This window comes from Microbacterium capsulatum (assembly GCF_030865425.1).
In the GTDB taxonomy this organism is placed as follows: domain Bacteria; phylum Actinomycetota; class Actinomycetes; order Actinomycetales; family Microbacteriaceae; genus Microbacterium; species Microbacterium capsulatum.
Genome location: NZ_JAVFCB010000004.1, coordinates 297,042 through 322,985, shown reverse-complemented (window position 1 = coordinate 322,985; position 25,944 = coordinate 297,042). Strand labels below are relative to the sequence as shown.

Annotated in this window: 24 protein-coding genes and 1 tRNA gene; 11 read left to right on the top strand and 14 right to left on the bottom strand. The window is 64.9% G+C overall.

Annotation, left to right across the window (positions count from 1 at the left end; genetic code table 11):
• Window positions 1–26: 26 nt before the first annotated feature.
• Window positions 27–3,590 carry a type ISP restriction/modification enzyme gene (locus tag RBR11_RS09020; protein WP_308488992.1) on the bottom strand — a complete coding sequence of 1,188 codons (3,564 nt, stop codon included), beginning with the start codon at window positions 3,588–3,590 and terminating at the stop codon, window positions 27–29.
• Window positions 3,591–3,807: 217 nt separating this feature from the next.
• Here RBR11_RS09020 and RBR11_RS09015 point away from each other — a divergent pair, with 217 nt between their 5' ends.
• Together RBR11_RS09015 and RBR11_RS09010 are read left to right on the top strand one after the other, a co-directional pair.
• Entirely contained in the window at window positions 3,808–3,981 is a 174-nt protein-coding gene (locus RBR11_RS09015; protein WP_308488991.1) for a hypothetical protein, read from the top strand.
• A 29-nt stretch (window positions 3,982–4,010) separates the two neighbouring features.
• Window positions 4,011–4,316 (top strand): hypothetical protein, encoded by a 306-nt coding sequence (locus RBR11_RS09010; protein WP_308488990.1) that lies wholly within the window; start codon window positions 4,011–4,013, stop codon window positions 4,314–4,316.
• Between the two features lie 59 nt (window positions 4,317–4,375).
• Here the strand turns inward: RBR11_RS09010 and RBR11_RS09005 are convergent, their stop codons facing one another.
• The 6 genes from RBR11_RS09005 to RBR11_RS08980 form a co-directional block, all read right to left on the bottom strand.
• The gene (locus tag RBR11_RS09005; RefSeq protein WP_308488989.1) at window positions 4,376–4,705 is read right to left on the bottom strand and encodes a hypothetical protein; all 330 of its coding nucleotides are present in this window, start codon (window positions 4,703–4,705) and stop codon (window positions 4,376–4,378) included.
• Entirely contained in the window at window positions 4,702–5,331 is a 630-nt protein-coding gene (locus tag RBR11_RS09000; protein ID WP_308488988.1) for an HAD domain-containing protein, read from the bottom strand. Before RBR11_RS09000 ends, RBR11_RS09005 begins: the two co-directional genes overlap by 4 nt.
• Complete coding sequence (locus tag RBR11_RS08995; protein ID WP_308488987.1) at window positions 5,321–5,563, bottom strand: hypothetical protein; 243 nt, start codon at window positions 5,561–5,563, stop codon at window positions 5,321–5,323. The genes RBR11_RS09000 and RBR11_RS08995 overlap by 11 nt, the downstream gene beginning before the upstream one ends.
• A 202-nt stretch (window positions 5,564–5,765) precedes the next feature.
• Window positions 5,766–6,077 carry a hypothetical protein gene (locus RBR11_RS08990; RefSeq protein ID WP_308488986.1) on the bottom strand — a complete coding sequence of 104 codons (312 nt, stop codon included), beginning with the start codon at window positions 6,075–6,077 and terminating at the stop codon, window positions 5,766–5,768.
• Window positions 6,074–6,487 carry a hypothetical protein gene (locus RBR11_RS08985; protein ID WP_308488985.1) on the bottom strand — a complete coding sequence of 138 codons (414 nt, stop codon included), beginning with the start codon at window positions 6,485–6,487 and terminating at the stop codon, window positions 6,074–6,076. The genes RBR11_RS08990 and RBR11_RS08985 overlap by 4 nt, the downstream gene beginning before the upstream one ends.
• Window positions 6,484–7,137 (bottom strand): HAD domain-containing protein, encoded by a 654-nt coding sequence (locus RBR11_RS08980; RefSeq protein WP_308488984.1) that lies wholly within the window; start codon window positions 7,135–7,137, stop codon window positions 6,484–6,486. Before RBR11_RS08980 ends, RBR11_RS08985 begins: the two co-directional genes overlap by 4 nt.
• A 148-nt stretch (window positions 7,138–7,285) precedes the next feature.
• Between RBR11_RS08980 and RBR11_RS08975 the strand changes: the two genes are divergently transcribed.
• From RBR11_RS08975 to RBR11_RS08965, 3 genes are all read left to right on the top strand, one after another.
• Window positions 7,286–8,017, top strand: a complete 732-nt coding sequence (locus tag RBR11_RS08975) for a hypothetical protein (protein WP_308488983.1) — start codon at window positions 7,286–7,288, stop codon at window positions 8,015–8,017.
• The gene (locus RBR11_RS08970) at window positions 8,014–8,601 is read left to right on the top strand and encodes a nuclease-related domain-containing protein (RefSeq protein ID WP_308488982.1); all 588 of its coding nucleotides are present in this window, start codon (window positions 8,014–8,016) and stop codon (window positions 8,599–8,601) included. Before RBR11_RS08975 ends, RBR11_RS08970 begins: the two co-directional genes overlap by 4 nt.
• Window positions 8,602–8,923: 322 nt before the next feature.
• Window positions 8,924–9,178, top strand: a complete 255-nt coding sequence (locus RBR11_RS08965) for a hypothetical protein (RefSeq protein WP_308488981.1) — start codon at window positions 8,924–8,926, stop codon at window positions 9,176–9,178.
• An 84-nt stretch (window positions 9,179–9,262) separates the two neighbouring features.
• On the opposite strand, the gene RBR11_RS08960 is transcribed toward RBR11_RS08965, so the two are convergent.
• Window positions 9,263–9,718, bottom strand: a complete 456-nt coding sequence (locus RBR11_RS08960; RefSeq protein ID WP_308488980.1) for a hypothetical protein — start codon at window positions 9,716–9,718, stop codon at window positions 9,263–9,265.
• A gap of 418 nt (window positions 9,719–10,136) precedes the next feature.
• Between RBR11_RS08960 and RBR11_RS08955 the strand changes: the two genes are divergently transcribed.
• Window positions 10,137–11,654, top strand: coding sequence for a replication initiation protein (locus RBR11_RS08955; RefSeq protein WP_308488979.1), 1,518 nt, complete (start codon window positions 10,137–10,139; stop codon window positions 11,652–11,654).
• Between the two features lie 538 nt (window positions 11,655–12,192).
• Here RBR11_RS08955 and RBR11_RS08950 read toward each other — a convergent pair.
• A complete protein-coding gene (locus RBR11_RS08950) occupies window positions 12,193–12,966 on the bottom strand; it encodes a hypothetical protein (protein ID WP_308488978.1) in 774 nt (257 codons plus the stop codon).
• Window positions 12,967–13,534: 568 nt separating this feature from the next.
• Between RBR11_RS08950 and RBR11_RS08945 the strand changes: the two genes are divergently transcribed.
• The 3 genes from RBR11_RS08945 to RBR11_RS08935 are packed head-to-tail and all read left to right on the top strand — an operon-like array spanning window position 13,535 to window position 15,614.
• Window positions 13,535–13,801: a helix-turn-helix transcriptional regulator gene (locus RBR11_RS08945; RefSeq protein ID WP_308488977.1), complete on the top strand. Its 267-nt coding sequence runs from the start codon at window positions 13,535–13,537 to the stop codon at window positions 13,799–13,801.
• Window positions 13,794–15,092, top strand: a complete 1,299-nt coding sequence (locus tag RBR11_RS08940; RefSeq protein WP_308488976.1) for a tyrosine-type recombinase/integrase — start codon at window positions 13,794–13,796, stop codon at window positions 15,090–15,092. Before RBR11_RS08945 ends, RBR11_RS08940 begins: the two co-directional genes overlap by 8 nt.
• A 30-nt stretch (window positions 15,093–15,122) precedes the next feature.
• Window positions 15,123–15,614 carry a hypothetical protein gene (locus tag RBR11_RS08935; protein ID WP_308488975.1) on the top strand — a complete coding sequence of 164 codons (492 nt, stop codon included), beginning with the start codon at window positions 15,123–15,125 and terminating at the stop codon, window positions 15,612–15,614.
• A gap of 54 nt (window positions 15,615–15,668) precedes the next feature.
• On the opposite strand, the gene RBR11_RS08930 is transcribed toward RBR11_RS08935, so the two are convergent.
• Window positions 15,669–15,742, bottom strand: a tRNA-Met gene (locus RBR11_RS08930).
• A 149-nt stretch (window positions 15,743–15,891) separates the two neighbouring features.
• On the opposite strand from RBR11_RS08930, the gene RBR11_RS08925 reads away from it, so the two are divergent.
• Window positions 15,892–16,680 carry a slipin family protein gene (locus tag RBR11_RS08925; protein WP_308488974.1) on the top strand — a complete coding sequence of 263 codons (789 nt, stop codon included), beginning with the start codon at window positions 15,892–15,894 and terminating at the stop codon, window positions 16,678–16,680.
• Between the two features lie 75 nt (window positions 16,681–16,755).
• Here the strand turns inward: RBR11_RS08925 and RBR11_RS08920 are convergent, their stop codons facing one another.
• Both RBR11_RS08920 and RBR11_RS08915 read right to left on the bottom strand, forming a co-directional pair.
• Window positions 16,756–19,668, bottom strand: coding sequence for a UPF0182 family membrane protein (locus tag RBR11_RS08920; RefSeq protein WP_308488973.1), 2,913 nt, complete (start codon window positions 19,666–19,668; stop codon window positions 16,756–16,758).
• Window positions 19,669–19,781: 113 nt separating this feature from the next.
• Entirely contained in the window at window positions 19,782–20,882 is a 1,101-nt protein-coding gene (locus RBR11_RS08915; protein ID WP_308488972.1) for a YlbL family protein, read from the bottom strand.
• A 171-nt stretch (window positions 20,883–21,053) separates the two neighbouring features.
• Between RBR11_RS08915 and RBR11_RS08910 the strand changes: the two genes are divergently transcribed.
• A complete protein-coding gene (locus tag RBR11_RS08910) occupies window positions 21,054–22,430 on the top strand; it encodes a zinc-dependent metalloprotease (RefSeq protein ID WP_308488971.1) in 1,377 nt (458 codons plus the stop codon).
• A gap of 756 nt (window positions 22,431–23,186) precedes the next feature.
• Here RBR11_RS08910 and RBR11_RS08905 read toward each other — a convergent pair.
• Window positions 23,187–24,893 (bottom strand): ATP-dependent helicase, encoded by a 1,707-nt coding sequence (locus RBR11_RS08905; RefSeq protein ID WP_308488970.1) that lies wholly within the window; start codon window positions 24,891–24,893, stop codon window positions 23,187–23,189.
• Window positions 24,890–25,861, bottom strand: a complete 972-nt coding sequence (gene nudC / locus RBR11_RS08900; RefSeq protein ID WP_308488969.1) for an NAD(+) diphosphatase — start codon at window positions 25,859–25,861, stop codon at window positions 24,890–24,892. The genes RBR11_RS08905 and nudC overlap by 4 nt, the downstream gene beginning before the upstream one ends.
• Window positions 25,862–25,944: the final 83 nt, after the last annotated feature.

Here is a 25,944-nt window from a genome sequence, read left to right as displayed (position 1 = left end):
GCGAGTTCCAGCGCTTTTGACTGTACCTACTCGCTCTCCTCGTCCTCTTCAGGATCATCATCGACCTCACCGGATGGACCGCGCTCGGACTCAGATGGTGCCGGGAAATCGGCAGCCGTGAATAGGTCGGACTCCATGACCTCGTCCAGGAATGCACGGCTCTCGGCCTCGGCATCGACAGTCCATTCGAGAACCCACAGAAGACGCAGAAGCTGTTCTCCCGTAGGGTCGGGCCAGCTCTCAGGGCGGATGTTGTCCAGGTCGCTACCCGCCTTGCCCGCGCGATGCTCCATGCGATAGGAGAGCCAGGATCTAACGACCTGCAAACCAGAGATGGAGTAGTTCCAGACGTCCTCAGGCACATCCCCGTACTCGCCGTCGCCAATGATGAGCGTGCCTGTAGAGGCGTCGTACGAGAATGCCTCCGGATAACGGGTCGCCGGGATCGCTTTCCTGAAACTAGATGAGCCAGGTGACGTCTGCGCGAGATCCAACTCATGCAGATCGACCGTGTGCAAATCAAGAAGTCGCTGTCCGTGTGCAGCAACCTTCGCGAACAGATCAATGTCCCGCGTGATCGGAAGACGAGCACCCGGCACCGTCAACGCATCCCAAAATCGGGCGGTGTATGCACGGCACGACAGAAGGCCATATGCGTATGCGAACAGTTCCTCTGCGCCGACGGGCCGCTTGTAGGAGCCCGTGAGCACAGCGAGCAAGCCCTGCGTGACGTTGGCATCTATACATTCGGCGTCACGCCAAAGCGGGATGACATGACGCCCACCGAACGACCCCCTGAAGTGATGCAGATCTGGCACGTCTCTCGCCGCGACCACGGCTGGTCCCTCGCCAAGGACCTCAGTGAGCATGCTTGTTAGGTATCGCTGATTGTCGCTGTGAGCATTCCATAGTGACGGCCGCAAGTAGTCGCCAACCCGTGAATCCGCGATTACATACTGGCGATCGAACGAACGGAAGGCATAAGGACGCACTACTACAGGGGCGCCGGGCTCAAGGTCCGCGATGTCAGTAAGCGCTTTGCCCGTGAACAGGTCGGGGTAACCGGTGGGAGCGCCCTTCCTGGAACTCCGTGGCGGCTGGACCTTTCGGTCTCTGGTCTCCTTGAACATCTCCGCGCGCTGCTTGGTGCGTGCTGCTTTGTCAACGGCGGCCTTACCCGTGGCCTTATCCAAGGGCAAGTCCGCAACAAGCGTGCTCCAGCGCTTCTTCAAGACCTCACGTGTTTCGCCGATCGGCCAGCTGCGCTTGACTTGCGCGCCGCTGGACTGCCAGGGAAAGAGATCGGTCAGTGCAGGCCAGGAGAGATACTCCTGGTCAGCCGCAGGAAGCAGCGGATCCTGCCATCCCGTCATCCCATCGTGCCATGCAAGGTTTGGGTCAGAGTAGCCTGCCAGCTTTGCCAATTGAGCCAGCTTGTCTTCTGCCTCAAGGTCCGCCAGCGAGGTGTAGTGAACAGTCGCCGGCGTGTCGGGCCTCGGGTCTCCGTAACGCACGCCCGTCAGGATTGCCACCGGCGTCTCGATAGCAAAGACATTCTCGGTTCGCCTACCACCCTTGTTGTCCCCGCCAAGATCGATAATCCAGATCTCGTCCAGCAGACTGCGCATGTGCTGGCGCATACCTGCGAACCCTGGTCCTCGTAGGTATGACGATGCCGTGATGAAGCTCACGATGCCTGGCTGTGCAGGATTGCCGGTGACCTCGTCCTGGTGCTCTTGCTCGAAAACCTTCCAGAGAGCCCAGCGCCAGAAGTAGACGTAGGCGTTGTACAGGTTCTTCAGATCGCCACCGCGTCCAGCTTGGATAACGGGCTCCGTGAAGTCTTTAATGATGCCGGGCTCGCCGGTATCCTGCACCATTCGCCGTGTAAGGGGGTCCCGAACCTTTTGGCCTTTGATAGCTGGGCGACGCATCGTTACCCATCCACCGAGTGATGCACCAGCTTCGGCCTTCTTGCCTCGAAGATATGGCGGATTGCCGATGCACACGACAACCCGCGTGTCAGCCTTTAGCGTGCGTGCAGCGGCGCGCTCGCGTTCGATTTCCTCGTATCCGAACATGGGGAGCGTGGCATTGCCGGCGTCCTCGTGTGAAGCAAGAGTATCCGCTAGAAGGATCTGCAATGGCTGGTCGTCGGTGGTCTCGACGCCGTGCTCGGCCAAGAAGCGGGACAGGCGAAGGTGGGCGACAGAGTAAGGGCCAATCAGATACTCGATGCCGTAGAGATTTGCAGCCACTCGGCGGAGCTTCTCTGGTATAGAGCCAGCGAGATGCTTTGGTACGGCGGCTGCGACGGCTTCCATCACGCCCAGCGGATAAGTCCCAGTGCCGACCGCCGGATCGAGCGTGACGACGTCCTCATCAGCAAGCCCGCTCGGCTTACCCAACTTGGTGGCGAGCAACTCCTGAACGATGGCGACTTGGGCATGAACGACCGGTGCTGGCGTGTAGTAGGCGCCGACCTTCTTGCGGAGCGCAGGATCGTATGCGGCGAGGAACTCCTCATAGAAGTACAGCCAGGGGTTGCCGTCGTCTCGCTTGACGATGGCTCCCGGCACTACCTGCGCGATGACTCGGAGCAGCATGTCCGTGGAGGTTTCGACCTCCTTGCGAGCTTTCGGGTTGTCGAGAAGCCCGAGCACCTCGCTGAGTAGACCGTGACCATCGGCCAGTGTGGTTTCAGCCCGCTCGAACGTTAGAGGGTCGGCGCCCTCGAAGCGCGCGATCAGCAATGCATACGTGAACGTCTGAGCATAGGCATCGGCTACGACGTCGTTGCTGGCACCGGGGAAAAGGTACTTCCGCATCTGCGCGGCGAGCTTCGTCAGAGCTGAATCCGGCCGTTTCAAAGCCTCGAGCGCTTCCGTGCGTAGCAGGTTGCAAAGTGGGGCGAGGAGTTCTGCAATCTGGCGCGAGGTCTTGGGGACGATCGGGTCCCACGCGAGAAAGTTTGCGACAAGCGCCTCGAATCTCGCCGCATCCTCTTTGCTTACTGCCGCAGCTCCTTGCGTGACAGGATCGCCAATGAACCTTACGAGTTTGCCTACCTGGACGCCGGTGCGCTGAAGGGTCCATTCGCGCCCGTTGGTGTAGATGAGGTTGGGCAAACTTTGGAACTTCTTCCACTGAGCTTTGTCGGCTTTCCCTTTCAGCTTTCGAGGATCTCCGGTTTTGGACGGTGCCTTCAACTCAACGTGACCTGTCGGTACAACCGTTGCGAGCGTAGGACCGATGCTGACCACTGCATCGACGCGGCTACCGCCGTCCTCTTCCTGGTCCGCTGCTCGTGGCGCCTCCGTGTTGACGACGCCGCTCTTTCCGTATATCTGCGCAAGCGATTGAAAGAGCGCGGAGATCGGTGCCTTGAGCTGGTCCTCTGGCCAAACGCTCGGTGAGCCAGGAAGGCCGAGTTTGGCGTGGACGTCGTCCGCGAATATCTGAAGTGCGCGATAGATCGCGTCCGTCGTACCTGCCGCCATGCCCTCTCCCTTGCCCTTAGGGCCCATGCTATTGGCAGGGACGTGCGTCGGCGTATTCCGAGTGACGGGCGAGGCGTCGGTGTCGATCACCTACTTGTAATCGGCCAGACGCCTGCCGGCCTAGAGAGGTCCGACCTCGCACACCCAACACACTCACAGCTGGCCTCGTCGGCTCCAGGCGACAAGCCACTTGAGGCAGCAGGAATCCGGTCGACCTCCGAACTCAGTAAGCATTCGACAAGGTCCATTTGTCCGATGCGCCGATCGATCCGCCGTCACTGTTCTGAGGACTACATAGGCTGATGGCATGCAGACGCAGATCCAGCACGATCGCCTTGGAGATTTGGTCTGCCCCGAGTGCCTGATCTTGCTTCGGCCTGAGCGGGACGGGTTCGTGTGCCCAGAGCACGGTCTGATCATCCCGGCACCTGACGTTGAGATGCCGCCCGAGTTCGAGGGGCCAGACTTCCACCAGCGGTGATGTCCCCGGCCGCACCTACGCTCGTTGGAGTGGGAACCAGTCAGCGTGAGGCCGAGGCTTCCGTGGATCTGCTCCTACTGAAGATCGCACGGGAGCAGCCGCTACAGACGCTCACTGAAAAAGAGCTCCAGCTCGACATCGCACCGCTGACGATCTACCCGAAGCCGGTGCGGGCAAAGGCATGGATCAGGTTCGGGGCAATCCCAATGCACGTGGACTGCTGGATCCATCGCTCGACGTCCGACGCTGCGGGGATCACGTTCACGATCCGCGACAAGACCTTCAGGTGTTGGGTATGGGGCAATGCCGTGACGGCGTCCTCCAAAAAGGCATAGCCAAAGCCGCCAGACGAAGCGCTACAGAGTCCCAGTCGATCTCATCCTGGGGTGCGCTGTCATGCCGGGTGCCGCAGAGCCGGTGCTCCAGGGCGGCGATCCTTGACGAGTCGCCAGCACCAGTAGCATTCCGGATCCCCGCAGTGCCACTCGACCTTGAGGCGCCGCGCAAGGTTCGTTCGCGCCTCGTACGCGTGCCAGCTGCAAAGTCCGATCAGGATGAACGGCTCGGCGAGGAGATGGAAGGGTACTTCGTTCACAGCGGCGCATTCCAAGGCGGCGCAGATCGTGTCGCCGTTGGTCCACTCGCGCCATTGCTCCGGGAGACCATTGTTCTCCTCGAACTCAGCGAAGCCGCGTGGCAGAACCCACGGATCAGGCTCGGTCATGAGTAGCCGCCCTCTTGCCCTGAGAGCGAGAACCGGATGCATTCGATGTCTGCAGGCGTAATCCCTCTACCCTTATCGGCAGGCGGCGTGATCAACAGGAGTTGTCGCCCCTCCTCTTTGCATCGCGCCCAGAGTTGGCGTCGGTCGCCGGTGCGCACAGAATCGTCGATCCAGATGATGTCCGCGCCGGGGTGATCAGTCATGTCGTCGAGGATCCGGTCGAGCTTCCAGGTAGGAGGCTGATAGCCGCTGATCTTGATCATCGGTGGCGCGACCTTGCGGAGACCTTGCAGCGCTCCAAGTTGCGCGGTGAGCCGGTCCAAGTAGAGCGGGTGCGCTACCCAGGTGCTGTTCCAGACGATCTCGAGGAACCGGAAGTCGATGAGAAGCTGTTCCAGGGCAGCAATGAGCTGCGGAGCGTACCGAATCCACCCGTTCCAGAGCGGCGTGTCCCTGGGCCGGTCGACAAGCTGGACGTCAACGGCGTGATCCCAGCCCTTCGGACCGGTTGGGTTTGGCGCGTTCAGAACGCCGTCGATGTCGAGGTACAGGATTACGGACCTTCGCGCGTCGGGCATGCTCTTCCCAGTCGTCGCATCGTCTCGGAACGGCCCGTCAGCGTTCATCAGCGTCTTTCTGAGCGCCCTCCGGTGCGTTGTCGTCTCGACGTTCGTTCGCGTCGCGATTGGGCGTCCAATGAACGCAGAGCGAATCGGGACTGTCGCCTTCATCTCGGAAGTAGGCCCGGGCCTCGTCCGTCAGGATCGGCAGGTGCTCCATGAGATCGGCGTACTCCGCCGCGACTTGGGCGGCGTGCTGCTCACAGAACGGGATGACGATGGTCGGCGCGTTCAACATGACGAAGACGACGTCTGCGGGCTCGCTACAGATCAATACAGAGCAGTCGTCTCCGTATCGATCGCGGAAGAGTACCGATAGACCTGTGGCTACTTCGCCTGGCCCGCGGGTGGCGGCCAGGTACCTTTCAACGCTTGTGAGGACCGCAACGACCTTGTCAGGGCAGTCGCGCCGTCGATGAGGTTTCATTGGGCAATACCGTTCAACGCTTGCCACCCTCAGTTGGTGTCTCATCGTAAAGGTCGCCCTCAACGAATCGGATGCGCGCTCGCGTTCGGGGATGCGTTGCCGTCCAAAGGTAGTCAGCCTGCCAACTGACGTACCAGCCTGCGTCATGCAGCGCCTCCCCCAAGATGTCGTCGGCGCCATCCGGGAAGAAGGCATCACCCGTGCAGGTCGGCTGCTGGAATCGGTTCAGGATCGCAGCGACCTCAAGGAAGGTGTCCGGCTTGTCCTCTCTGATCGTGCGTAGCGTGAGATCGTACATGTGCCAGTAGTCGTCCAGCAGGTTCACAATGCCTCCACACGCGTCGAAATCGGCAACCCACGCGGACGACCGAAGCTACCCGGGTCAGGTAGCGCGGGACGTCCGTCGTACAGAGTGATCTGAATGACACGGGGCGTGCGCCGCCGCCTGCCGAGATATGCGGGATCCCAGTCATGGACCCCAGATCGGGTGAACAAGAACGATGCCTCCTCGCCCACCCGGATCTCGTTGTACTCGATTGGCAGCCAGTCGCAATCACCGACGAACTCGGAGTTGGCCTGTGGCCGGACTCGGCGCACGGCTGACTCACCTGCCGAATCATTGACCACGATGTGCATCGTGCCGGTGATCGTGTGCACCAGAAAGGTGCCGGGCATCGACGGATCAATTGCGGCGAACGTGTAGACAGGGCCGGCCATACTTCGAGCGTCGGTCATGGCCTCTTTCCAATCACGCCCTGCATGAATTCTCGGATGGCCTCAACCTCGTCGAGGGTGAGGCCAGTGGCTGGACTGGTCGTGATGAGCAGTCGCTGACTGGGGCCGACGTTGCCGTCTCGGAAGGCTCGGGACACCCGAAAGGCGAACTCGATGGCCTTGTCGTCTGCCCATACAAACGGCGGATCTCCTGCTGAGCGCAGATACCGGAGCAACTGAGTCATCTTCCAGTTGCTCGCCCTGCTTCGGTCGGTGACGACCACACCACTGGCGAGTCGGCCCCCGAACGCAAGCTCTATCGCTCGGGGCAGGGTCCACGGAGCGTCCGACGAAACCCAGACGAGTTGAACCCCCGGTTTGCGCACAATCTCGTCCAACTCAACGATGACGGCCGGGGCAGTGTGCAGGAGCCGGGTCTGCCCACGATGATCCTCGACCCATACCGCACCGAATGGGAGGTCCGCGTAGTCGTTGGGCATCTGGCGAAGCTCAACGTCATCGAGGTGGCGGGCAAGCACGCCGTCGATGTCGAGGGCGATAACCAGTCGAGGTCCCTCATTCTGGTCGGCCGAGTCCAGATCGTACTTCCGAGCCGTTGGCTCTGTGCGCGAAGGGGTTGGCAGGTCGTCATTGGGCGGCGTGGGGGGCACGTCATCGGTCCTCTCCGGGTTGGCTAGCAGTACGAGATCGTCGCGTAATTAATTATTCGCAGAATTAATGTTCAAAGGAAAGACTGACGCGTACAATCGCCTCGAAGCTCGCGGGATCACGCGCGGAATACCAGATCATGGAGCAAAAATGAACCAGAGGCACGTCCACATCTGCCACGAAATCGAGCACACGGGAACCTTCAATGGGCTTGGCCCGATGTCTGAACGACTGCTGCTCGATACGGACAGTGCGCTCAGCATCGTGCGAGGGCTTCGGTTCCATGACGAGGAGCCAGCTGCAGCCGTCATTCGTGATTATCAGGCTCGCCTCGGCATGACGGATCGATCGCCCGCGACCCTTCTACGCCAGATCGACCAGTGGCTGCGGCTGACTCATCGCTACATCTCAGGCGAGGTCATCATCCTTCCCCACGACACCGCGCAGGCGTGGGGTGGTCCCGTCGAGTCCGAAGAGGCGTTCGTGTTCGTGGCGCAAGGCGTGCTCGCGATCGCCGCGAACGTCATCCGTGCGTACGAGAGCAAGTATCCTCCAGAGGTCGCCGTAAAGCTCCTGGACTCCACGGCGTCACAGCCCCCTCGAGGAGAGGAGCTCGCTTGGCCGTGGGACGACAGTGAGGACATGGTCGCCCGGATCGTGGAAGCGCCCATGCCGCGACTGAATCAGGAGCGCGAGCGTCCACGTGCTACCGATGAGGAACGTGGGTCTTTGCGAGCACACTTCGCGCTCGGCTTTGACCTGACCGAGATCCGCGACCATCTTGACCTCGCTCAGGAGATCGTCTTCGACGAACACATGAGCTGGTGGCACGATCTGGAGCGGACTGGGCAGCTCGACGGTCCGGACGGGGACGCGGCATGAACCGGTATCGATCCCTTCAGGAGACCTTCGGTGCACAAGGACGAGTCGGTCAGCTCGGGGAGAGGTACTTCTCCAGAGGTATCAAGAAATCCGGCCTGGACAAGTTCCAGGTGTTCTACTCGTTGAGCATCCCTGACGTGCCAAACCGACCGCATCTGGGCGGCGACATTGACTGTGTTCTCGTAAACGGCAACCGAGTCGTGCTTATCGATGTGAAGCGTTGGGCCGGTTCCCGGTTCTGGTCGTTTCCTCTCTTGGGAGAGGTCCGACCGATGAAAGGGCTCGGGTGGTATCGCCCGAACGGCGACTGGAAGCTGAGCAGGAATATGGAGGCAGCGATGGAACGCATCCGATTCAAGCTGCCCGGAGCTGACGTATCAGCGATTGTCGTGTTCGTGCCAACCCAGGACGGCGATCTCAACTCGGTCCCCGGGAGCGTAGATCTGCTCATTTGGCCCGGAGCGATCCGGAGCTTCATCTCCGGTCACGCGTTCGCTGAGCTCTACGATCGCCTGGGACGCGAGGTTGTCGAGCCTGCCGCGCACATCTTGCAGACCCTTGCCCGGCTTGAGCGCCGCGGCTGAACCGAACGGAACCGGACATGAAGACCACTCGACAGTTGGCTGTGGCGCACTGATGGCTCGAAGGAACGAAGCACGAATCGGGAAACTGCGAAGCAAGAAGCGCACGCGCTCCAAGGCCGGAGGACGAACCGGTGGCAGCCACACCGCGAAACCGGACGATCTGCGCACTGAAGCACCCAGCAGCGAGGTTGTAATCCGACGTATGACCGACGAAGACCGTGCTCGCTTCGAAGCACGTCGGAGCGGCCGAGTCTGACAAAGGAACCCCGATCGCGACCAGTCGATGCCACGTGGTCGCGATCGGGGCCGCTACCCTCAAGGGATGGCGAGGGCAGAGCGGGGACATGGCGAGGCGGCGCGGCCGAAGCAGCCTGTTGGCCGGCCTCGGGTATACGAGGATGACGCCGAGCGCCCGATCTCAGTCACATTGCGTCTTAGTCCACAAGCTCGTGCCCATCTGCGCGAAATGGCGGAGGCAACGAGCACCCTTCCGGGCGAGATTGTCACTGAGGCCATCGAGCAGTACTTCCAGCGCAAGTTCCCCCATGGCGTGCCCAGCCGCGAGGTCAAGGCTTGAAGCGATATGCGCCGATTCAAGCGCCCGTATGTCTCATTAGCGACGACGAGTCGAACTCGCGATCAATTCGCGTCCACGAAGCACTCAGCGCTTCGGACGGGCGATTGACGGGCAGGGTTCGATCGCCCCTCGTAGAACGATGCCCGCAAGCGCCTGATGCACGGCACCGAACTCCGCACTGTCCAGTAGCTTGTCGATCATCACAACCAGGTCGTCATAGCGGCAATCATCCGCGCAGTCATCGATCCAGAAGAGCGCGGACTGGTGGTGGGCGAACGCCGCGTGAGGGATCGGGCAGGCAGCGTCATGTCCGGAGCATCCGCTCCCCCATCCGAGCAGATCGAGAGTCGAGTTTGCTTGGCAAAGGTCGACCATGATGCTCAGGTACACCTCGGGGTTCGCTCCGTTGGGCCCTGCTGTGAGCGGCTCATCGGTCGCGTGATCGAAGGGCACGGCCACTTCCGGATCCGGATCCAGTCGCAGGAGCACCGCTCGGTCGAGTAGGGCCAATGCACGCCCGGGCGTGTCGGTGATCTGCATGTTCGTTCTCCTTCTGGTCGTCGTAGCGAGTCGAGCGAGCGAACTGTACTCGGCGTTTCGACGCCAGCGGAAGTTTCCGGAGAACCGCGAATTCTCGCGGAAAAACGAACGGGGCCCCCGACCAGAAAGCCGGGGGCCCAAGACTGAGATCAGAGGGTTGCTAAGGCCCTCGGGCGCGATCTACGTTCTTGATTCTAGCGCCCGTTGCGACATTTTGAACCTACATCTGGGATCTCGGATGGGGTCAATTCTGCTCATCGCAAGTTCTACGCGAACTACCTGATACAAATCGTCTTAAGCGACGAGTCCGATCAGCCCGCTAAGCCGATCATTCAAAGACCCGCGCTCGAACGAAGACTGAGATCAGGTGCCCTATCGACAGGTCGCGCCTGACTCCTAATCCGACAGGAGCACGCGCATGGCCGACACGATCATCGCTGGGCAAGATAGCCCGCCCCATCAACCTGACGCATCACCGACCGTCTCCGAGGCTGGCCAAGATGCCTTCACAATCTTCGATGCAAAGATCCATGGCGCTCGCTTTGCTGAGCTGATCGGCGCGTACTGGTGCGAGGTCGCCGTCGACCTCGATGATGTCGAGAATCCAAAGTACCCGAATCGCCGGAAGATCAACCCTCGGCAGGAGTGGAAACGCCTCCACGAATATGAGTACATTCGTTTCAACACGCCGAAGTTCGCTGACATGATCGTGCTCGACGTTGACGCCAAGGACTCCGGCGCGCTGGCTCCGGGCAGCATTAAGGCGCGCATGAAGCAGGTCCTCGAGATTGCCAACGCCATGCCTGTGAAGCCCATGATGGTCGGCTTGAATCCCGCACCCGGCAAGCGCTCTTTCCAGATGATCTGGCACATGGACAAACCTGCCTACGAGTCGGGCTGGGAGCGAGATCTGTTCAACGTACTCCAAGATGCCATTACAAGACTCTTTGGCGGTGACCCGAATTTCAACGGCTCACTATCCCGAAACCCGCTGAGCCTCACCAACCAGAGCGACGGCTACATATGGTGGTACTCGGACTGGGAGCCGCGCACCTGGTACGAAATGAACCTCCACTATGCGCTCGAGGCCTTCGATGACTTCGAGCAAGTCCACGAAGACATTCTTGAGCAGGAAGTCCGCATCGCAACGGCCGAGAAACTGTTCGAGCCAGATCGCGACGGACGCAAGGCCAAGAAGAGAGCGGTCGTGCTGACCTTCGACGCAGACGGCAAAGTCAATCGCCGGACCTACATCTTCAAGAAGAGCGCCGCTGATGCGGGCAGTCTCATGTTCACCGGACAGCCTGTCACTGCTGAAACGGTCTATCCGCTCGTGGTCGCTGCCTCTGAGGATGCTTACGCCGTCGATCCTCGGATAGACCGCCCGGACGAACGCTACCTGCGGCGCACCGCGAAGTATGTGGCCGAGTGGGTCAACGACAAGATGATCCCCGGTGGAGGGCGCGAACTGCGCTATCGATCCAACTCCAAATACACGAGGTCGCAGGCGAGCTTGGGCGGACAGCGCGTTGCTGTGACGAACATGGCAAGCGGCCGGTTTCTGGAAGAGACAGCGCCGAAGGGTCGCGCGAAGATCAGCTCGAACAAAGCAGAGCGTTACATCGCAATTCAGCAGGCGTATCTGGGTTTGTCGCCGGAGATCAGAGCAGCCAACGCCATTGCGCTACTGGTCGATCAGTTTGAAGTATCCCCCGCGACCATCCGCAATGCGCTCGATGACGCAGGTCTCCGCGAAACGAAGCAGGGCGCTGGTGCTCACGGTCGCCGTAGCACCCAAACCCGATTCAAGTCCCAGGAGCTCGAAGCCGATGCGCCCTATTCGGAAGAGGAGTATTTTCCTGAGCGCCCTTCCCGCCGTCGCCGGCCTCGACGCGAGCATGAGGCAGAAGCGCGCACGTCCATCCGTACTGACTGACGCTTGAGTGTTGCCCGCTCGCGTGAAGCCGTAGATGGGAGTCCGGAAGTCGTCAACGACGATCTGAGAGCCCGCAAAGAGAGTAGACGAAGCGAGAGCGCTAGACGATCATCTGGGACGTCCACGACCCCCTCAAGCGCTTCTGATGACTACATCCGCGCTTTTGCTCGCTCGAAGAATACGAGGAGCCGTTGGCCAAATCTCGGATTATTGAATGCAGTAAGTGCGTGTTGAGGAACAACTGCATGGGGGTTTAAAACTAGAGCCTATTCAGAATAGCCCCGGCTCACCGGGGCTGACTCCTCTCCTCAGCTCCCTCGATTGAAGTCATCATGGGTCAATTGGGTTGACGATCCGCACAACAGCAGCCTGACCCGTGGATATCCAAATCCATCGGAAGTCGTCAACGACGATCTGAGAGCCCGCAAAGAGAGTAGACGAAGCGAGAGCGCTAGACGATCATCTGGGACGTCCACGACCCCCTCAAGCGCTTCTGATGACTACATCCGCTCTTTTGCTCGCTCGAAGAATACGAGAATTACCAGATATCGCCTTCGATGGGCTTCCGTTTGCCGCTGATGCGCGCCACCTCTGCCTTCTTCGAACGCCGCATGTGGCTGCTGCTGAATCGGATCCTCTTGAAGTCCTCGTCCTCCAGCGCTGATCGCCACTCCGAGGCACTACTTGACGCCCGAGAGCTCTGCCACGTCGGCTTCCCTGGAAATGCCGTGGCATATTCCACGAACCAGGGATCATCGATCGATGCCTCGTCTGGCCGCCAGGCGCGTTCTCCAACGTCGTGAGCTTCGATGATTCGCGCCCCCAGCCGAATGTCGCGCTCCTTTGCGTGGCCAAGTTCGTATCGCGTGACCCCGGCGGCTACGCGAGCGATGATCTCGGCTTGGCGATCACCCCGAACCCGCGCCCATCCGGAGAAGGAGCCACTCCCACCCTGTCCTGCTGCGCGCCGCTTCCAGTCGAGCTTGATTCGCTGTGACCAACGCTGTGTGTCTTTGGCTGCGCCCTCGCCTCTCACGCCGACGAAAACCCAGCGCCGGACAATCCAGCGCCCCTGTCGCCGGAACGCTCCAAGGTGCCAGAGGTAGCCCGCCACGGTCTCTGTCTCGACGTGCCGCCGCCAGTTGCCCTTATCGGACGCCTTGAGCTTGTCGAAGTCTGAACTCGCTCTGCCCATAATTGATGCAAGAGGCTCGCCTGGGCCTCCACGAGTGTCGAACACTCCGTAGAAGGCCCTTGCCCCGTCGTTGTTCAGCCAGCGCGTCAGAACAAAAGTGCTCTGCTTCGCCTTCAAGCGAGCGTTGGCTGCCGCACACCCCATGGGATCTCCCGGTCGGCAAGAGAACGACTCGCATCGAAAGTTGTTGCTCGGCTTCTCAACCTCTCCTCGCGTGATCGGGAGGCCCGACAGCCATCGCCTCTCGGCTTCCCTTTTGTCCTTGAGGCTGCACGCTCTGTGAGCCGGAAGCACGCCTCGCGCCCACTGCTCCTCGAGACGCACGAGACTGCGCCGCAGGAGAGATACGTAGTCGTAGGCGCCAGGAGGCTCTGACTTTGGTCGAGTCAAGACGCCGAAATCGCGCTCGCGTCTCGATTGCACGACTGAGTTGGACAACGCCTGCTTCATAGCATTCTCATAGAGATCGATCTTCGGAACCCTTTAATTGTCTGTAGGAGGCGAATCACCCAGAAGAGTCGTTGGCGCACCGCGATCTGTCGCCTGCTAGCGTGCTCGTACTAGGCGAGCGTACTGTCGGCTTCTCACTTTGCCAGCATCTGACTTCACACAGCTCGTTGGCCGACTTCGGGCAGCTCTTCCATCTGCTCAAGAAGAACGCTTTCGGTCTGGTACAACGCTCGTCGTGACGACGAACTTGACTCCCGACGACGCCAGTATCGACCAGAAAAACACCTGGTCATCTGGCGATTCGGTCGCGGCCACTCATGTGGTAATGCCGCGCCTGCTGTCGATCGAAGAAGTCTCTGCCCATACGGGCATCGCCGTCGCGACCCTGCACACCTGGAGGTCGCTCGGCAAGGGCCCGCAGGCCGGGAAGCTTGGCAAACGCCTTCGCTATCGAGCTGACCTCCTTCAGCACTGGATTGAAGAGGAGATGGCACGTGGCTAGGAAGAGGGTCTCGAACATCGAGCGCACCGTGGCGGCGAAGCAGCTCACATCTGGCATGTGGGAAGCCTTCGTTCGACACGAGGACACCGACGGCAAGGTGCGCCCCGTGACAGCGCGCGGTGAGACGAAGTACGACGCAATCGCCTCGCTCAGCAAGAAGATCGCGAATCGCGTGCCCCCGACGCCGCGAGTCAAGGTTCTCGATGACATCTGCGCCGATCACACCGTGGCTGAGGCAGCCGCAATCTGGCTGGCAAAGGAGGAAGCCGCCCGCGATCTCGGCAAGGCATCACTGGACTACTACCGGCGCACCGTGAACAGCACGATCAAGAACCGTAGGGGCGTCCGATCTCTGAAGATCGGTGCAGTCACGGCCGGACAGATCGAGAAGCACATGGTCGGCATCCGGAACGGGACCATCACGCTCCCGAGCAAACTCCTCAAGCGAGCCGGCCGCAGTAACCAGGCTTCGCCGAGCCAGGCTCAGAACTTCCGCAAGGCGATGTCGCTGATCATCAAGCAGGCCATTCGGGACGGCGCACGGATCGACAACCCGATCCCGAACCTCAAGCGCGCCAAGAAAAAGGTCGCTGAGCCCGTGGCGCTGACCAACGAACAGATCGAGACGACACGGAGCGCCATTGCCCTATGGCGTGACGGCGCGGACCTTGACCGCAAGAAGGGCGGCCGTCCACGCGACCCGGACGGCGTGATGCCCGATCTGGTGAGCCTTCTCCTGGGCACCGGAATCCGCATCTCGGAAGCGCTGGCGCTCCGCCCTCAGGACTGCGTGCTCGATGCGCCGACACCATACATCCGGATTCGGGGAACCGTGAAGGTCGTCTCCGGAGAGGGGCTGATCCGCGAGGACATGGTGAAGACCGACGCATCTAACCGCGACCTCGCCGTGCCGAAGTTCGTCATTGAGAGCCTGCGCCGTCAGCTCGGGCTCCATGCCGACCATGGCTTCGTCTTCACGACGAGCAAGGGGACGCTGGTAAGCCCGAACAACGTTCGCCGGAACCTCCGTACGGCGCTGAAGCTCGCAGGTGTGACCAACGCCGAGTTCAAGCGGGACGGCCTCTCCCCGGTGACGCCGCATGCCTTCCGTCGAACGCTGGCGACGGGACTGGCTGAAGCTGTGGACGACGAGGCGGCGAGGGACTACCTGGGGCACGCCAGCGTCTCGATCACGAAGCAGTCCTACATCCAGAAGCAGCGCGAGGTCATCGGTGACGCCGCGCTGATCCAAGACCTCTTTGGCCGACCGACCGAAGACGACGCCGCATAAGCGGTAGTCACCATCAAGAGAGGAATCGTTTTGGGCAAGAGCATCCCCGAGACTGGCCAGCATCAGGGCGACGCAGAGTTGACCGAGTCCACCCGGAATCCAAGCGCGACGTTCCGCCACTTCAAACGGACGGAGGAGACGATTGGCGCGGGCTTCCACGAGCTGGGCTATGCAGCGACGTTCAAGCAGGACCCCACGAGCATCCCGACCGATGCCGAGGCGCTTCACAAGGCATTGCGTGAGGACTTCGCCTTCGCGTGGGGCGGCCATCCGGCCGCATGCGTCAGCGCACCCGAGACGTGCCCCGATGTCGACGAGCTCAGCACGTACGCCGCGTGGTTCGCATTCGAGTTCGCCGTGCTCGGCGCATCAATCGCCGAAACCGTGAAGATGACCCTGGATCTGCACGACGCCCTAGACCGCGAGTATCACTTGGTCGAGGAGCCCGCTGACCTCGCTCGGCGACACTTCGCGGCGGTTCATCCAGACCGAATTGCTGTCGACCGAATCTGTCGAGTCTGACTCGGATCAAAAGGTTGAGGCCCCGAGATCGCTGTGATCTCGGGGCCTCTCTTGTTGCGGGGACAGGATTTGAACCTGCGACCTCCGGGTTATGAGCCCGGCGAGCTACCGAACTGCTCCACCCCGCGGCACAAGAAGTTAGCCTAGCACGGGTTTCGACGACGCGCGAATCGAGGCGATCCCGGACGCGGAAAACCCTGCCCCACTCCCCCGTTTCGGTGGGAAAATAGGTGCACTGGCTCGCGGCACGTCACCGGCGCCAGAGGAGGCGGTTCCCATGATCCCGCTCACGATTCTGATCATCGCCGTGATCCTGGCGATCATCGTGTTCTTCATGTCCGCACGCATCGTCCGGCAGTACGAGCGCGGCGTCGTCCTCCGCTTCGGCCGCCTGCACAACGTGCGCGAACCGGGGATCCGGTTCATCTTCCCGATCGTCGACGTGATGATCAAGGTGTCGCTGCGGATCGTCACGATGCCGATCCAGTCGCAGGGCATCATCACAAAGGACAACGTCACCGTCGGGGTCTCCGCCGTCGCGTACTTCCGGATCATGGATCCGGTGAAGTCGGTGATCGCGATCGAGAACGTCCGCGCGGCCATCGATCAGATCGCGCAGACGACGCTGCGCCGGGTCGTGGGCCAGCACCACCTCGACGAGATCCTCTCCGACACCGCGTCCCTGAACACGAACATCCGGGAGATCCTCGACGTGACCACCGCGGAGTGGGGCGTCGAAGTGACCCTGGTCGAGCTCAAGGACATCCTGCTGCCCGACTCGATGAAGCGCGCCATGGCCAAGCAGGCGGAGGCGGAGCGCGAGAAGAGGGCGAAGATCATCGCCGCCGAGGGCGAGGCCCTCGCCGCCACCCAGCTGGGCACCGCGTCCGACACGATGATGTCGCACCCGCTCGCGCTCCAGCTGCGGACGCTGCAGACCCTCGTCGAGATCGGCGTCGACAAGAACACCCTCGTCATCGCCCCGGCGCCGCTGGTCAACTCGATCGGCGACGTGATGAACATGATCGACCGGGAGGCCGCGGTCGCGCACATGCGCGCCCACTGAGCAGCCCCCCGGGACGGAGGAGAAGGAGGGCCCGCACGTCGGATGCGGACCCTCCCGATCACCGGCTGACGCCGGTCACTTCGTCGTCGTGCTCCCGGCGCCCTCGAGCTGGATGAGCGTGTTCACCGCGTCGGTGAGCTGCTTGTCCGCGGCCGCGAAGCCGGCCAGGTCGCCCGCCTTGAGCGCGGTGTCACGCGCGAGCATCGCGTCCTTGGCCTGCTGCAGCGCCGCCTGGATCGCGGCGTTGCCGGTGGGCGGCGTCGTGCCAGGGGTGGGGGTCGGGGTCGGCGTCGGCGTGATGTTGCCGTCGCCGCCGGTCGCGCCCGAGTTGCCGCCGAAGAGCTGGTCGAGTGCCTCGGTCAGCGTGTCCGCGAACGCGATCTTGTCGCCGAACGCGACGAGGATCTTCTGCAGCTTCGGGACCTTGGTGCCCGAAGTGGACTGCACGAACACCGGCTGCACGTAGAGGAACCCGCCGCCGACCGGAAGCGTCAGCAGGTTGCCGTGCAGCACCTGCGACTGCCCGATCTTGAGCACGTTGAGCTGCTGCGAGACGGTCGGGTCGGAGACGAAGCTGTTGTTCACCTGCCCCGGACCCGGCACACTCGTGTCCGCGTCGATCTCGAGCATGCGCAGCTTGCCGTACCCGGCGGCCTTCTTGCCCGCCGTCGCGCCGGCGTCGGCGTCGACCGCCAGGTAGCCCAGGAGCACGTTCCGGCTGGACGGGCCGCCCTGCGACGCCGGGATGAACGTCGTGAACATCGAGAACTGCGCGGCCGACTGCCCCGGCATCTTCATGCTGAGGTAGTAGGGCGGCTGCAGCTCGGGGTTGCTCGCGTCGCTCTGCGGATCGTTCGGGGTCTCCCACTGGTTGTCCTGGCGGGCGAACGAGGCCGAATCGTTGACGTGGTAGGTGCCGAGCATCGCCCGCTGCACCTTGAACAGGTCGGTCGGATAGCGCACGTGGCTCATCAGCTGCGCCGACATGTCGCTGATCGGCTTGAGCGTCGACGGGTAGATCTTCTGCCAGGTCTTCAGGACCGGGTCGGCCGGATCCCACGCGTACAGGGTGACCTTGCCGTCGTAGGCGTCCACCGTGGCCTTGACCGAGTTGCGGATGTAGTTGACGTCGTCGGTGACGAAGCCGGGGGCCGTGTTCACCGAGTCGCTGATGGCCTTCGTCAGGTTCACGGTCGAGGAGTACGGGTAGCTGGAGCTCGTCGTGTAACCGTCCACGATCCACACGATCCGGCCGTCCACGATGCTCGGGTACGGGTCGCTGTCGAGCGTCAGGTACGGCGCGGCCTTCGCGACACGGGTCGCGGGATCCCGGTCGTACAGGATCTGCGAGTCCGCGTTCACGCTCTCCGAGAAGAGGATCTGCTCGGACTGGAACTTCAGCGCGTAGAGCATCTTCGTGAAGAGGTTGCCGATGCGCGGCCCGCCGTCGCCCGTGAAGGTCGTCTTGGTCTGGCTGTCGCTGGAGTCCTTGCCGCGCGGGTAGTCGATCTCGACGGGAGCGGTACCCTTGGGCGCGCCGACGATCGAGTACTGCGGGGAGGACTCGCCGAAGTAGACGCGCGGCTCGAACTTGTCGGCGTTCGTCAGCGCTCCGGAGGTCGGGATGCCGCGCTCGAGGAAGACCGGCTCGCCGTCGTCCGTGCGCTGGTTGCCGGCTGCGGCGACGAGGCCGTAGCCGTGCGTGTAGACGAGGGTGTTGTTGTTCCAGGTCTGGCTGCCGGTCCGGCTCGTGTCGATCTCGCGGACCGCGACGACCGCGTCCTGCGTCTTGCCGTCGATCGTGTAGCGGTCGACGTCGAGCTTCTCCGGGAACTTGTAGTAGCTGCGGTACTGCTCGAGCTGCTGGAACGTCGGCGGGATGACATTCGGATCCATGATGCGGATCGACGCGGTGGTGTCGGCGTCGCTGCGCAGCTGCCCGGCCTGGGCCGTGGTCTGCGCCTTGAACGGCGTCGTCTCCACGTTGTCGATGCCGTACGCGGCCTTCGTGGCCTTGATGTTGCGCTCGTAGTACTGCGCCTGCAGCTGGTTCTGGTTCGGCTTGACCTGGAAGGTGTTCACCGCCCACGGGTAGCCGATGCCGAGCACGAGCGCGGCCACGATCAGCAGCGCGGTCGCCGCGAGCGGGAAGCGCCAGCGGCCGATGATCGCGGTGACGAAGAACAGCACGGCCACGAGGGCCGCGACGATCGCGAGGATCGACAGGCCCGGGATCACCGCGTTGACGCCGGTGAAGGCCGCGCCGGTGATCCGGTCCTCGGGGGTGATCAGCGTCTTGTAGCGGTCCAGCCAGAGGCTGATCGCCTGGACGGCGAGGTACACGCCGGCGATCACGGCCAGCTGCACGCGCGCCGCCTTGGAGATCCGCAGCTCGCCCTGGCCGATCCGCACCGACCCGTACAGGTACAGCACGACCGCGGTGACGATCAGGCACAGGATCAGCACGGCGGAGATGAAGCCGAGCAGCGCCTCGTAGAACGGCAGGTCGAAGACGTAGAAGCCCTTGTCCATCTGGAACTGCGGATCCGTCGACCCGAACGGGGTGCTGTTGGCCCACATCCACACGGTCTGCCATTGGCCGCCCGCGGCGAATCCGGCGAACAGGCCGAAGAAGACGGGCATGCCCCACATGGCCAGGCGCCGCAGCGGCTCCACGACCTCCTGGTAGCGGTCCAGCTGCGAGCTGAGCCGCACGTAGACGGGCCGCATCCGGTAGGCGAGCTGGATCGTGATGAACATCGGCACGGCCATGCCGAGGAAGCCGACGGCGAACATGACCGCCGTCGCGATCCAGCGGGTGGTGAGCACCTCGGCGAACTTCAGCTGGTCGTACCAGAGGAAGTCGGTGTACATCGACGAGAAGACGAAGAAGACCGCGATGAGCACGGCGAGGATCACCACCGTCGACAGGACGATGCGTCGGGTGGTGCGGGGCGCGGCCGGTCTCGGCTCCGAAGAGGTGGTCACGGTCCCATCCTAGGTCGGCACCTCGACGGGATCCCGTCTCGCCGTCGGCCCGGCTTCGCCCGTCGCGAACGGGCCCCACCGGCGTCGCGAACGGAGCTCCGGCGGGCCGGCGGCTACTTCTTCAGGTCGGCGGCGGTGCAGGTCGGCAGGGCCTTGACGTCTCCCCCGGCGGCGATCACCCGGAGCGCCTTGAGCGAGTCGCCGAGGCTGTCCGTGCGGACCACCGTGAGGCCGGACGGCACATGCCCGTACACCTCATTGCAGTTCGAGCCGGGGGCGAGGAAGTAGTCCGCCCCCGCCGAGCGCGCGCCGTACAGCTTCTGCCGGATGCCGCCGATCGGGCCGACCGTGCCGTCCGCGGCGATCGTCCCGGTGCCGGCGATCTGCTTTCCGCCGTTCAGCTCGCCCGGGGTGAGCGTGTCGATGATCCCGAGCGCGAACATCATGCCGGCGCTCGGCCCGCCGACGTTGTCGAGCTGCAGCTTCACAGTGATGGGGAACGTGTACTGGTGCTGCAGCGTGACGCCGAGGAGCCAGGTCGTGGTGCCGTTCGACTCCTGCTTGCGCGGGGTGACGGACACGTCCTGCTGCGTCCCGTCCCGTTCGATCGTGAGGGCCACGGGAGCGCCGGCGGACTTCTGGATCTGCGCGCGCAGCGCGTCCACGTCCGAGGGCTTCTGCCCGTTCACCGCGACGACGGTGTCCTTCGGCTTGAGGATCCCGGACGCGGCCCCGTCGCCGAGGATGGACGCGACCTGGATCGTGACCGGGACGTCGTGGCCGAGCTCGCGCAGCGCCGCGGCGGTCGCCTCCTGCTGCGAGTCGACCATCATCAGCTGGTTCTGCTGATCGCGCTGGGACGTGCTGACGCCCTGCGGGAACACCGCGTCGATCGGGACGACGGCCCGGGACGGGTCGAACCACGCCATCATCAGCTGGATCCAGGACGGGGGCTGCTCACGGTTGCCGACGACCTGCACCGTGGTCAGGTCGAGCGCGCCCTTGGTCGGATAGGTCGTGGCGTCGGCGACGGCGATGAGCGGAACGGTCTTCCCCTGCGCATCCTTCACCTCGCCGAGCGTGTTGAACACCGGGCCGGGCTGCTCGATCACGTACGGCAGCGGCAGGAACGTGAGCACCAGCAGCGAGGCCAGCGAGACGACGAACGCGACGAGGCCGATCCGGGTGGCGCGCTGCGCACGCGTGGTCGTCACGTTGTCCTCCAAAGATGGCTCCCGAACCGGTGCCGGACATCGGTCCCGGCGGGTCCGCGGATGCTCGTTCGCGAGCGGCGTACAGCGAAGCGGCCTCGATCCGGGCCGTCCTGAAGTTCGTGCGTCTAGCGTAGTCAGCACGGGCTATACACGTGCTGAGAGGGACTGGCGATGGCTGAGAACGACCCGAACTCGGAGGACTTCCTCCAGTTCCTGCGCCGGATCCTCGGCGACGCCGCGGAGGGGCTCGACCTGAGCGCGCTGCAGGGCATGGAGGGGCTGCCGATGGACCCCGCGATGATGCAGCAGATGATGCACCAGATGCAGCAGGCCATGAACGGCGACCCGTGGGAGACCACGCTGCGCCAGGCGCTGCACATCGCCAACCGGGACGGACTCGGCATCGACGCGGGCTCGCGCACCTCGATCGCCGACGCGTTCGCGCTCGCCGACCTGTGGGTGGGCGAGGCGACCACGATCTCCGAGCTGTCCTCCTCGCCGCGCGCACTCACCCGCGGCGAGTGGGTGGAGCAGACCCTCGCGGTGTGGAAGGAGGTCGCCACTCCGGTGTCGACGAGCATCGCGGACGCGCTGATGGCCGCCCTCGAGAGCCGTGCCCCGGAGGAGATGCGCGGCGTCGTGGCCGGCGCCGGCAAGCTCATGCGCGGGATCGGCAGTTCGGTGTTCGCGATGCAGTTCGGCCAGGTGCTCGGCAACCTGTCGCTCGAGGTCGTCTCGGGCGGCGACGTCGGGATCCCGGTGCTGCCGGCCGGCACCGCCGCGGTGATCCCGCAGAACCTGTCCGCCTTCGGCGAGGGGCTGGAGATCCCCGAGGATCAGATCTCGCTGTACCTCGCCGCCCGCGAGCTCGCCTACGCCCGGCTGTACCGGCACGCGCGCTGGCTGCACCTGCACGTGATGACGCAGATCACCGAGTTCGCGAAGGGCGTCACGGTCGATGTCGAGGCGCTCGAGGACCTCGCCGGCCGGCTCGACCCGAACGACCCCGAGGAGCTGCGCGCCGCGATCGAGGGCGGCGCACTCCTGCCCGCCCTGTCCGACGTGCAGCGCGAGGCGCTGGAGCGGCTGGAGAACCTCATCGCGACGATCGACGGCTGGGTGGACGTGGTCACGAGCCACGCCACGTCCCGCCTGCCGGACAGCGTCCGGATCGCGGAGGCGGCCCGCCGCCGCCGCGCCGCCGGCGGCCCCGCCGAGGACGCCCTGGGCGCGCTGGTCGGGCTGCAGATCCGCCCGCGCCGGCTGCGCGAGGCCGCCGCGATGTGGCAGGCGGTCACCGACGCCGTCGGCATCGAGGCGCGCGACGCGCTCTGGGACTACCCGGACCTGATGCCGGACGCCGCGGACATCGACGACCCGGCCGCGCTCGTGGGGCGGCTGCAGGCGCGCGCCCGCGGCGAGCAGCCGCAGCAGGACGAGATGGACGAGGCGCTCGAGCGGCTGCTGAACGGCGAGGACTTCGGCGGGCCGAGCGAGGACGAGAACGGCGGCGCGAACGAGGAAGGATCCGGCGAGAAGCCGGTCTGAGCGGGTTATCCACCGATCCCGCATCCCCGCCCCGCCGGGCGGTCCGCTCCGGTGAGGATCGTGGCATGGCCACGCTGCGACTCGACCCCGCCCTTCCCGTGCTGTGGCGCGACGCCGACACGGTGCAGCTCGGCATCGACGCGGTGCTGACGCTGCCGGTGGACGGGCCGTGGCTGCCGCGGATGCTGCACGAGCTCGGCCGCGGCGTGCCGGAGCGCGCCTTCGAGGTGGTCGCGCACGGGTTCGGAGCGCCGCTGCCCGCGGCACGCCGCCTCCGGGCCGTACTCGATCCGGTGCTCGTCGCGGACGTGCCGCGTCTCCCCGCCCGCCTGGTCCCGGCCGCCACGGTCGGCGTGCGCACCGTGCTCCGGCTGGAGGAGGCGCTGCAGGACGCGGGCGTGGATCCGGGGGACGACGCGGAGGCTCCTGCGGTGCTGATCCGGCACGGCGCGGCGGCCGCGCGCGATGCGGCGGCGCTGCTCGCGGACGACCGGATCCACCTGCCGGTCGCGTTCGACGCCGGCGGCTCGACCGTCGGCCCTCTCGTCGTGCCGGGGCGGACGCCGTGCCTGTCCTGCCGGGACGCGCACGACCGCGACCGGGATCCGGCGTGGGCGGCGCTGCACGTGCAGCTGCTCGAGCGGGATCCGGGCAGGGTGCCGCTGGCCGGGATCGCCGCCGCGGCGGACGCGATCGCCGCCCTGCTCGCGGAGCACGCCGACGCGACGCGTGCCGGATCCGGCCGGTCGATCCGGATCAGCCGCGACGGGCGCCGGTCATCGCGGACGGTGACGTTTCACGCAGAGTGCCGGTGCCGATCTCCCCGAGGAACCGTGACGGACGTCGTCCCGCGCGATGCACGTCCCGCGACCAGCTCAGCGTCAGCGTTCGCGCGGCCCGCGTGACGCCGACGTAGGCGAGCCGGCGCTCCTCGTCGATCGCGTCGAAGCCGTTCGCGTACGAGATCGGCAGCAGCCCCTCGGACATCCCGACGAGGTACACGTGCGGCCACTCCAGGCCCTTCGCGGCGTGCAGAGTCGACAGCGTCACGGTGCGCAGCACGGGCTCGTGCTGATCCTTCGCCCGCGCGAACAGGTCGTCCGCGAAGGTCCGCATGGTGGTCCCGGCCGGGGCGTCCTCGGCGAGGAGCATGACCGCGCGGCGGGCCTCCCAGGCGTCCCGGAGCGCCCCTCCGGCCTCGGGCGGCTCGTCCGTGTAGCCGAGACCGCGGAGCACGTCGCGCACCGCGGGCAGGAAGGCGTGCTGCTGCGGTGCCACAGCGGCGGCGCGCAGCGCCTGCACGGCCTGGCGCACCTCCGGCATGTCGAAGAACCGCTTGCCGCCGAGGACGGTGGCGGCCACGCCGGCGGCGGCGAGGGCCTGCAGCAGGCCCGCGGACTGCGAGTGCGCCCGGTACAGCACCGCGATCTCCTCGGCAGGCACGCCCTCGGCGATCCGGCCCGCGATCGAGGCGGCGACGGATCGGGCCTCCTCGGCGTCGTCGTCGAAGGCGACGACCGTGGCGGGCTCCGCGGTCGGGTGGGCCTGCGCGGGGACGAGCTCGAGCGCGCCGGGACGGCCGTGCATGAGGGCGTTCGCGACGTCGAGCACGGGCGCGACCGAGCGGTAGTTCGTCTCGAGCCGCACCACCGTCGCACCGGGGTGGCGGCGGGCGAACTCGAGCAGGTAGCGCTGATCGGCGCCCGCGAAGGAGTAGATGGTCTGCGAGGCGTCGCCCACGACGCACAGGTCGCCGCGGTCGCCGAGCCAGAGCTCGAGCAGGCGGTGCTGCAGCGGGGAGACGTCCTGGAACTCGTCCACCGTGAAGTGCCGGTACTGCTCGTGCACGGCCGCCGCGACCCGCGGCTCGGCCTCCAGCATCCCGGCGCAGGCGAGCAGCACGTCCTCGAAGTCGAGCTGGTGGCGGTCGTCCTTGAGGGTCTCGTAGGCACGGGAGATGTCCGCGACCTGCGTCTCGTCCAGACGTCCGATCGTCCGGCCGCGCCGGGCGACCTCCTCGATCGAGAGCATCGAGACCTTGCGCCATTCGATCGCCGAGGCGAGATCGCGCAGGGTCGCGGTGTCCAGCCGCATCCGGACCAGGTCGGCCGCCTGCGCGAGCAGGCGCACCTTGTTGTCGACGATCGCCGGCGCCGGGGATCCCGCGAGCGACGGCCAGAAGAAGCCCAGCTGGGCGAGGGCGGCGGCGTGGAAGGTGCGGGCGGCGACGCCGTCGACCCCGAGCCCGCGGAGCCGTCCGCGCAGCTCCCCCGCCGCCTTCGCCGTGAACGTCACCGCCATCACCCTGCTCGGCGTGTAGGCGCCGGTCTCGACGCCGTGCGCGATGCGGTGGGTGATCACCCTGGTCTTGCCGGTGCCGGCCCCGGCGAGCACGGCGACCGGGCCGCGCAGGACCGAGGCGGCCTCGCGCTGACGCTCGTCGAGGCCGTCGAGCGCGCTCACCGCCGCAGCCAGTCGAGGATCAGCCGGTTCGCGATCGACGCGGAGCTGGGCAGGCCGACCGGGCCTTCGCCGGCGAGGGAGGAGCGGATCTCCGCGCGGGTGAGCCAGCGCACGTCGATGATCTCCTCGCCGTCGCCGTGAACGGAGTCCTCCTCGACCGCGGTCGCGTGGAAGCCGACCATGAGCGACCGCGGGAACGGCCAGGGCTGCGAGGCGAAGTAGGCGATGTCGCGCAGGCGCACGCCGGCCTCCTCGAACAGCTCGCGCTGCACGGTGGTCTCGAGGGATTCGCCGGCCTCGACGAACCCGGCGAAGCAGGAGTACATCCGGCCCTTCCACTGCGCGTTCGCGCCCAGCAGCAATCGCTCGCCGTCCGCGCTCTGCACCGCGACGATGACGGCGGGATCCGTCCGGGGGAAGTGCTCGCGCCCGCAGGAGGTGCAGCGGCGGGACCAGCCGGCGTGGCGCAGCTCGGCCGTGCCGCCGCAGACCGGGCAGAAGCCCGCGTCGCGCAGCCAACCGGCGAGGGCGATGGCGGAGACGACGAACTCGGCGTCGAACTCGCCGAGCCCGGGGAGCGCCTCGCGCAGATCGTTCCAGTGCGCGGCCCAGGATCCGTCCGCGTCGGTGTCCTCGTCCGGGTCCTGCAGCGCCAGCAGCAGCCCCGAACCGTCCGGGCGGCGGCCCAGCAGCGCCCACTCGCGGGTGCGGCCGAGGACCGGGTCCGTGGCGTCGAGGAGGATCAGGCCGCTCTCCGGTCCGTCGCCCATCGGCACGCGGCGGTCGCGGACGACGAGCACCCCGGTGCGCGGATCGGCGCGGAGCCGCTCGATGACGGCGGGATCCTCGCGCCACTCCGCGGCCCGGTCGAGGGCTGCGCCCTCCAGCGAGCCCTCGTCGGGGGCGACGCTCTCCGCGGCGGCCCGGTCGAGGTCGGCGTGTTCGGGGACGGTCTCCGGCTGGGTCATCGACTCCCCTTCTCCAGGCGTGCCAGAGGTCGGTGTCCCGGCGACAGGCGTCCTGTCATCGACTCCCCTTCTCCAGGCGTGGC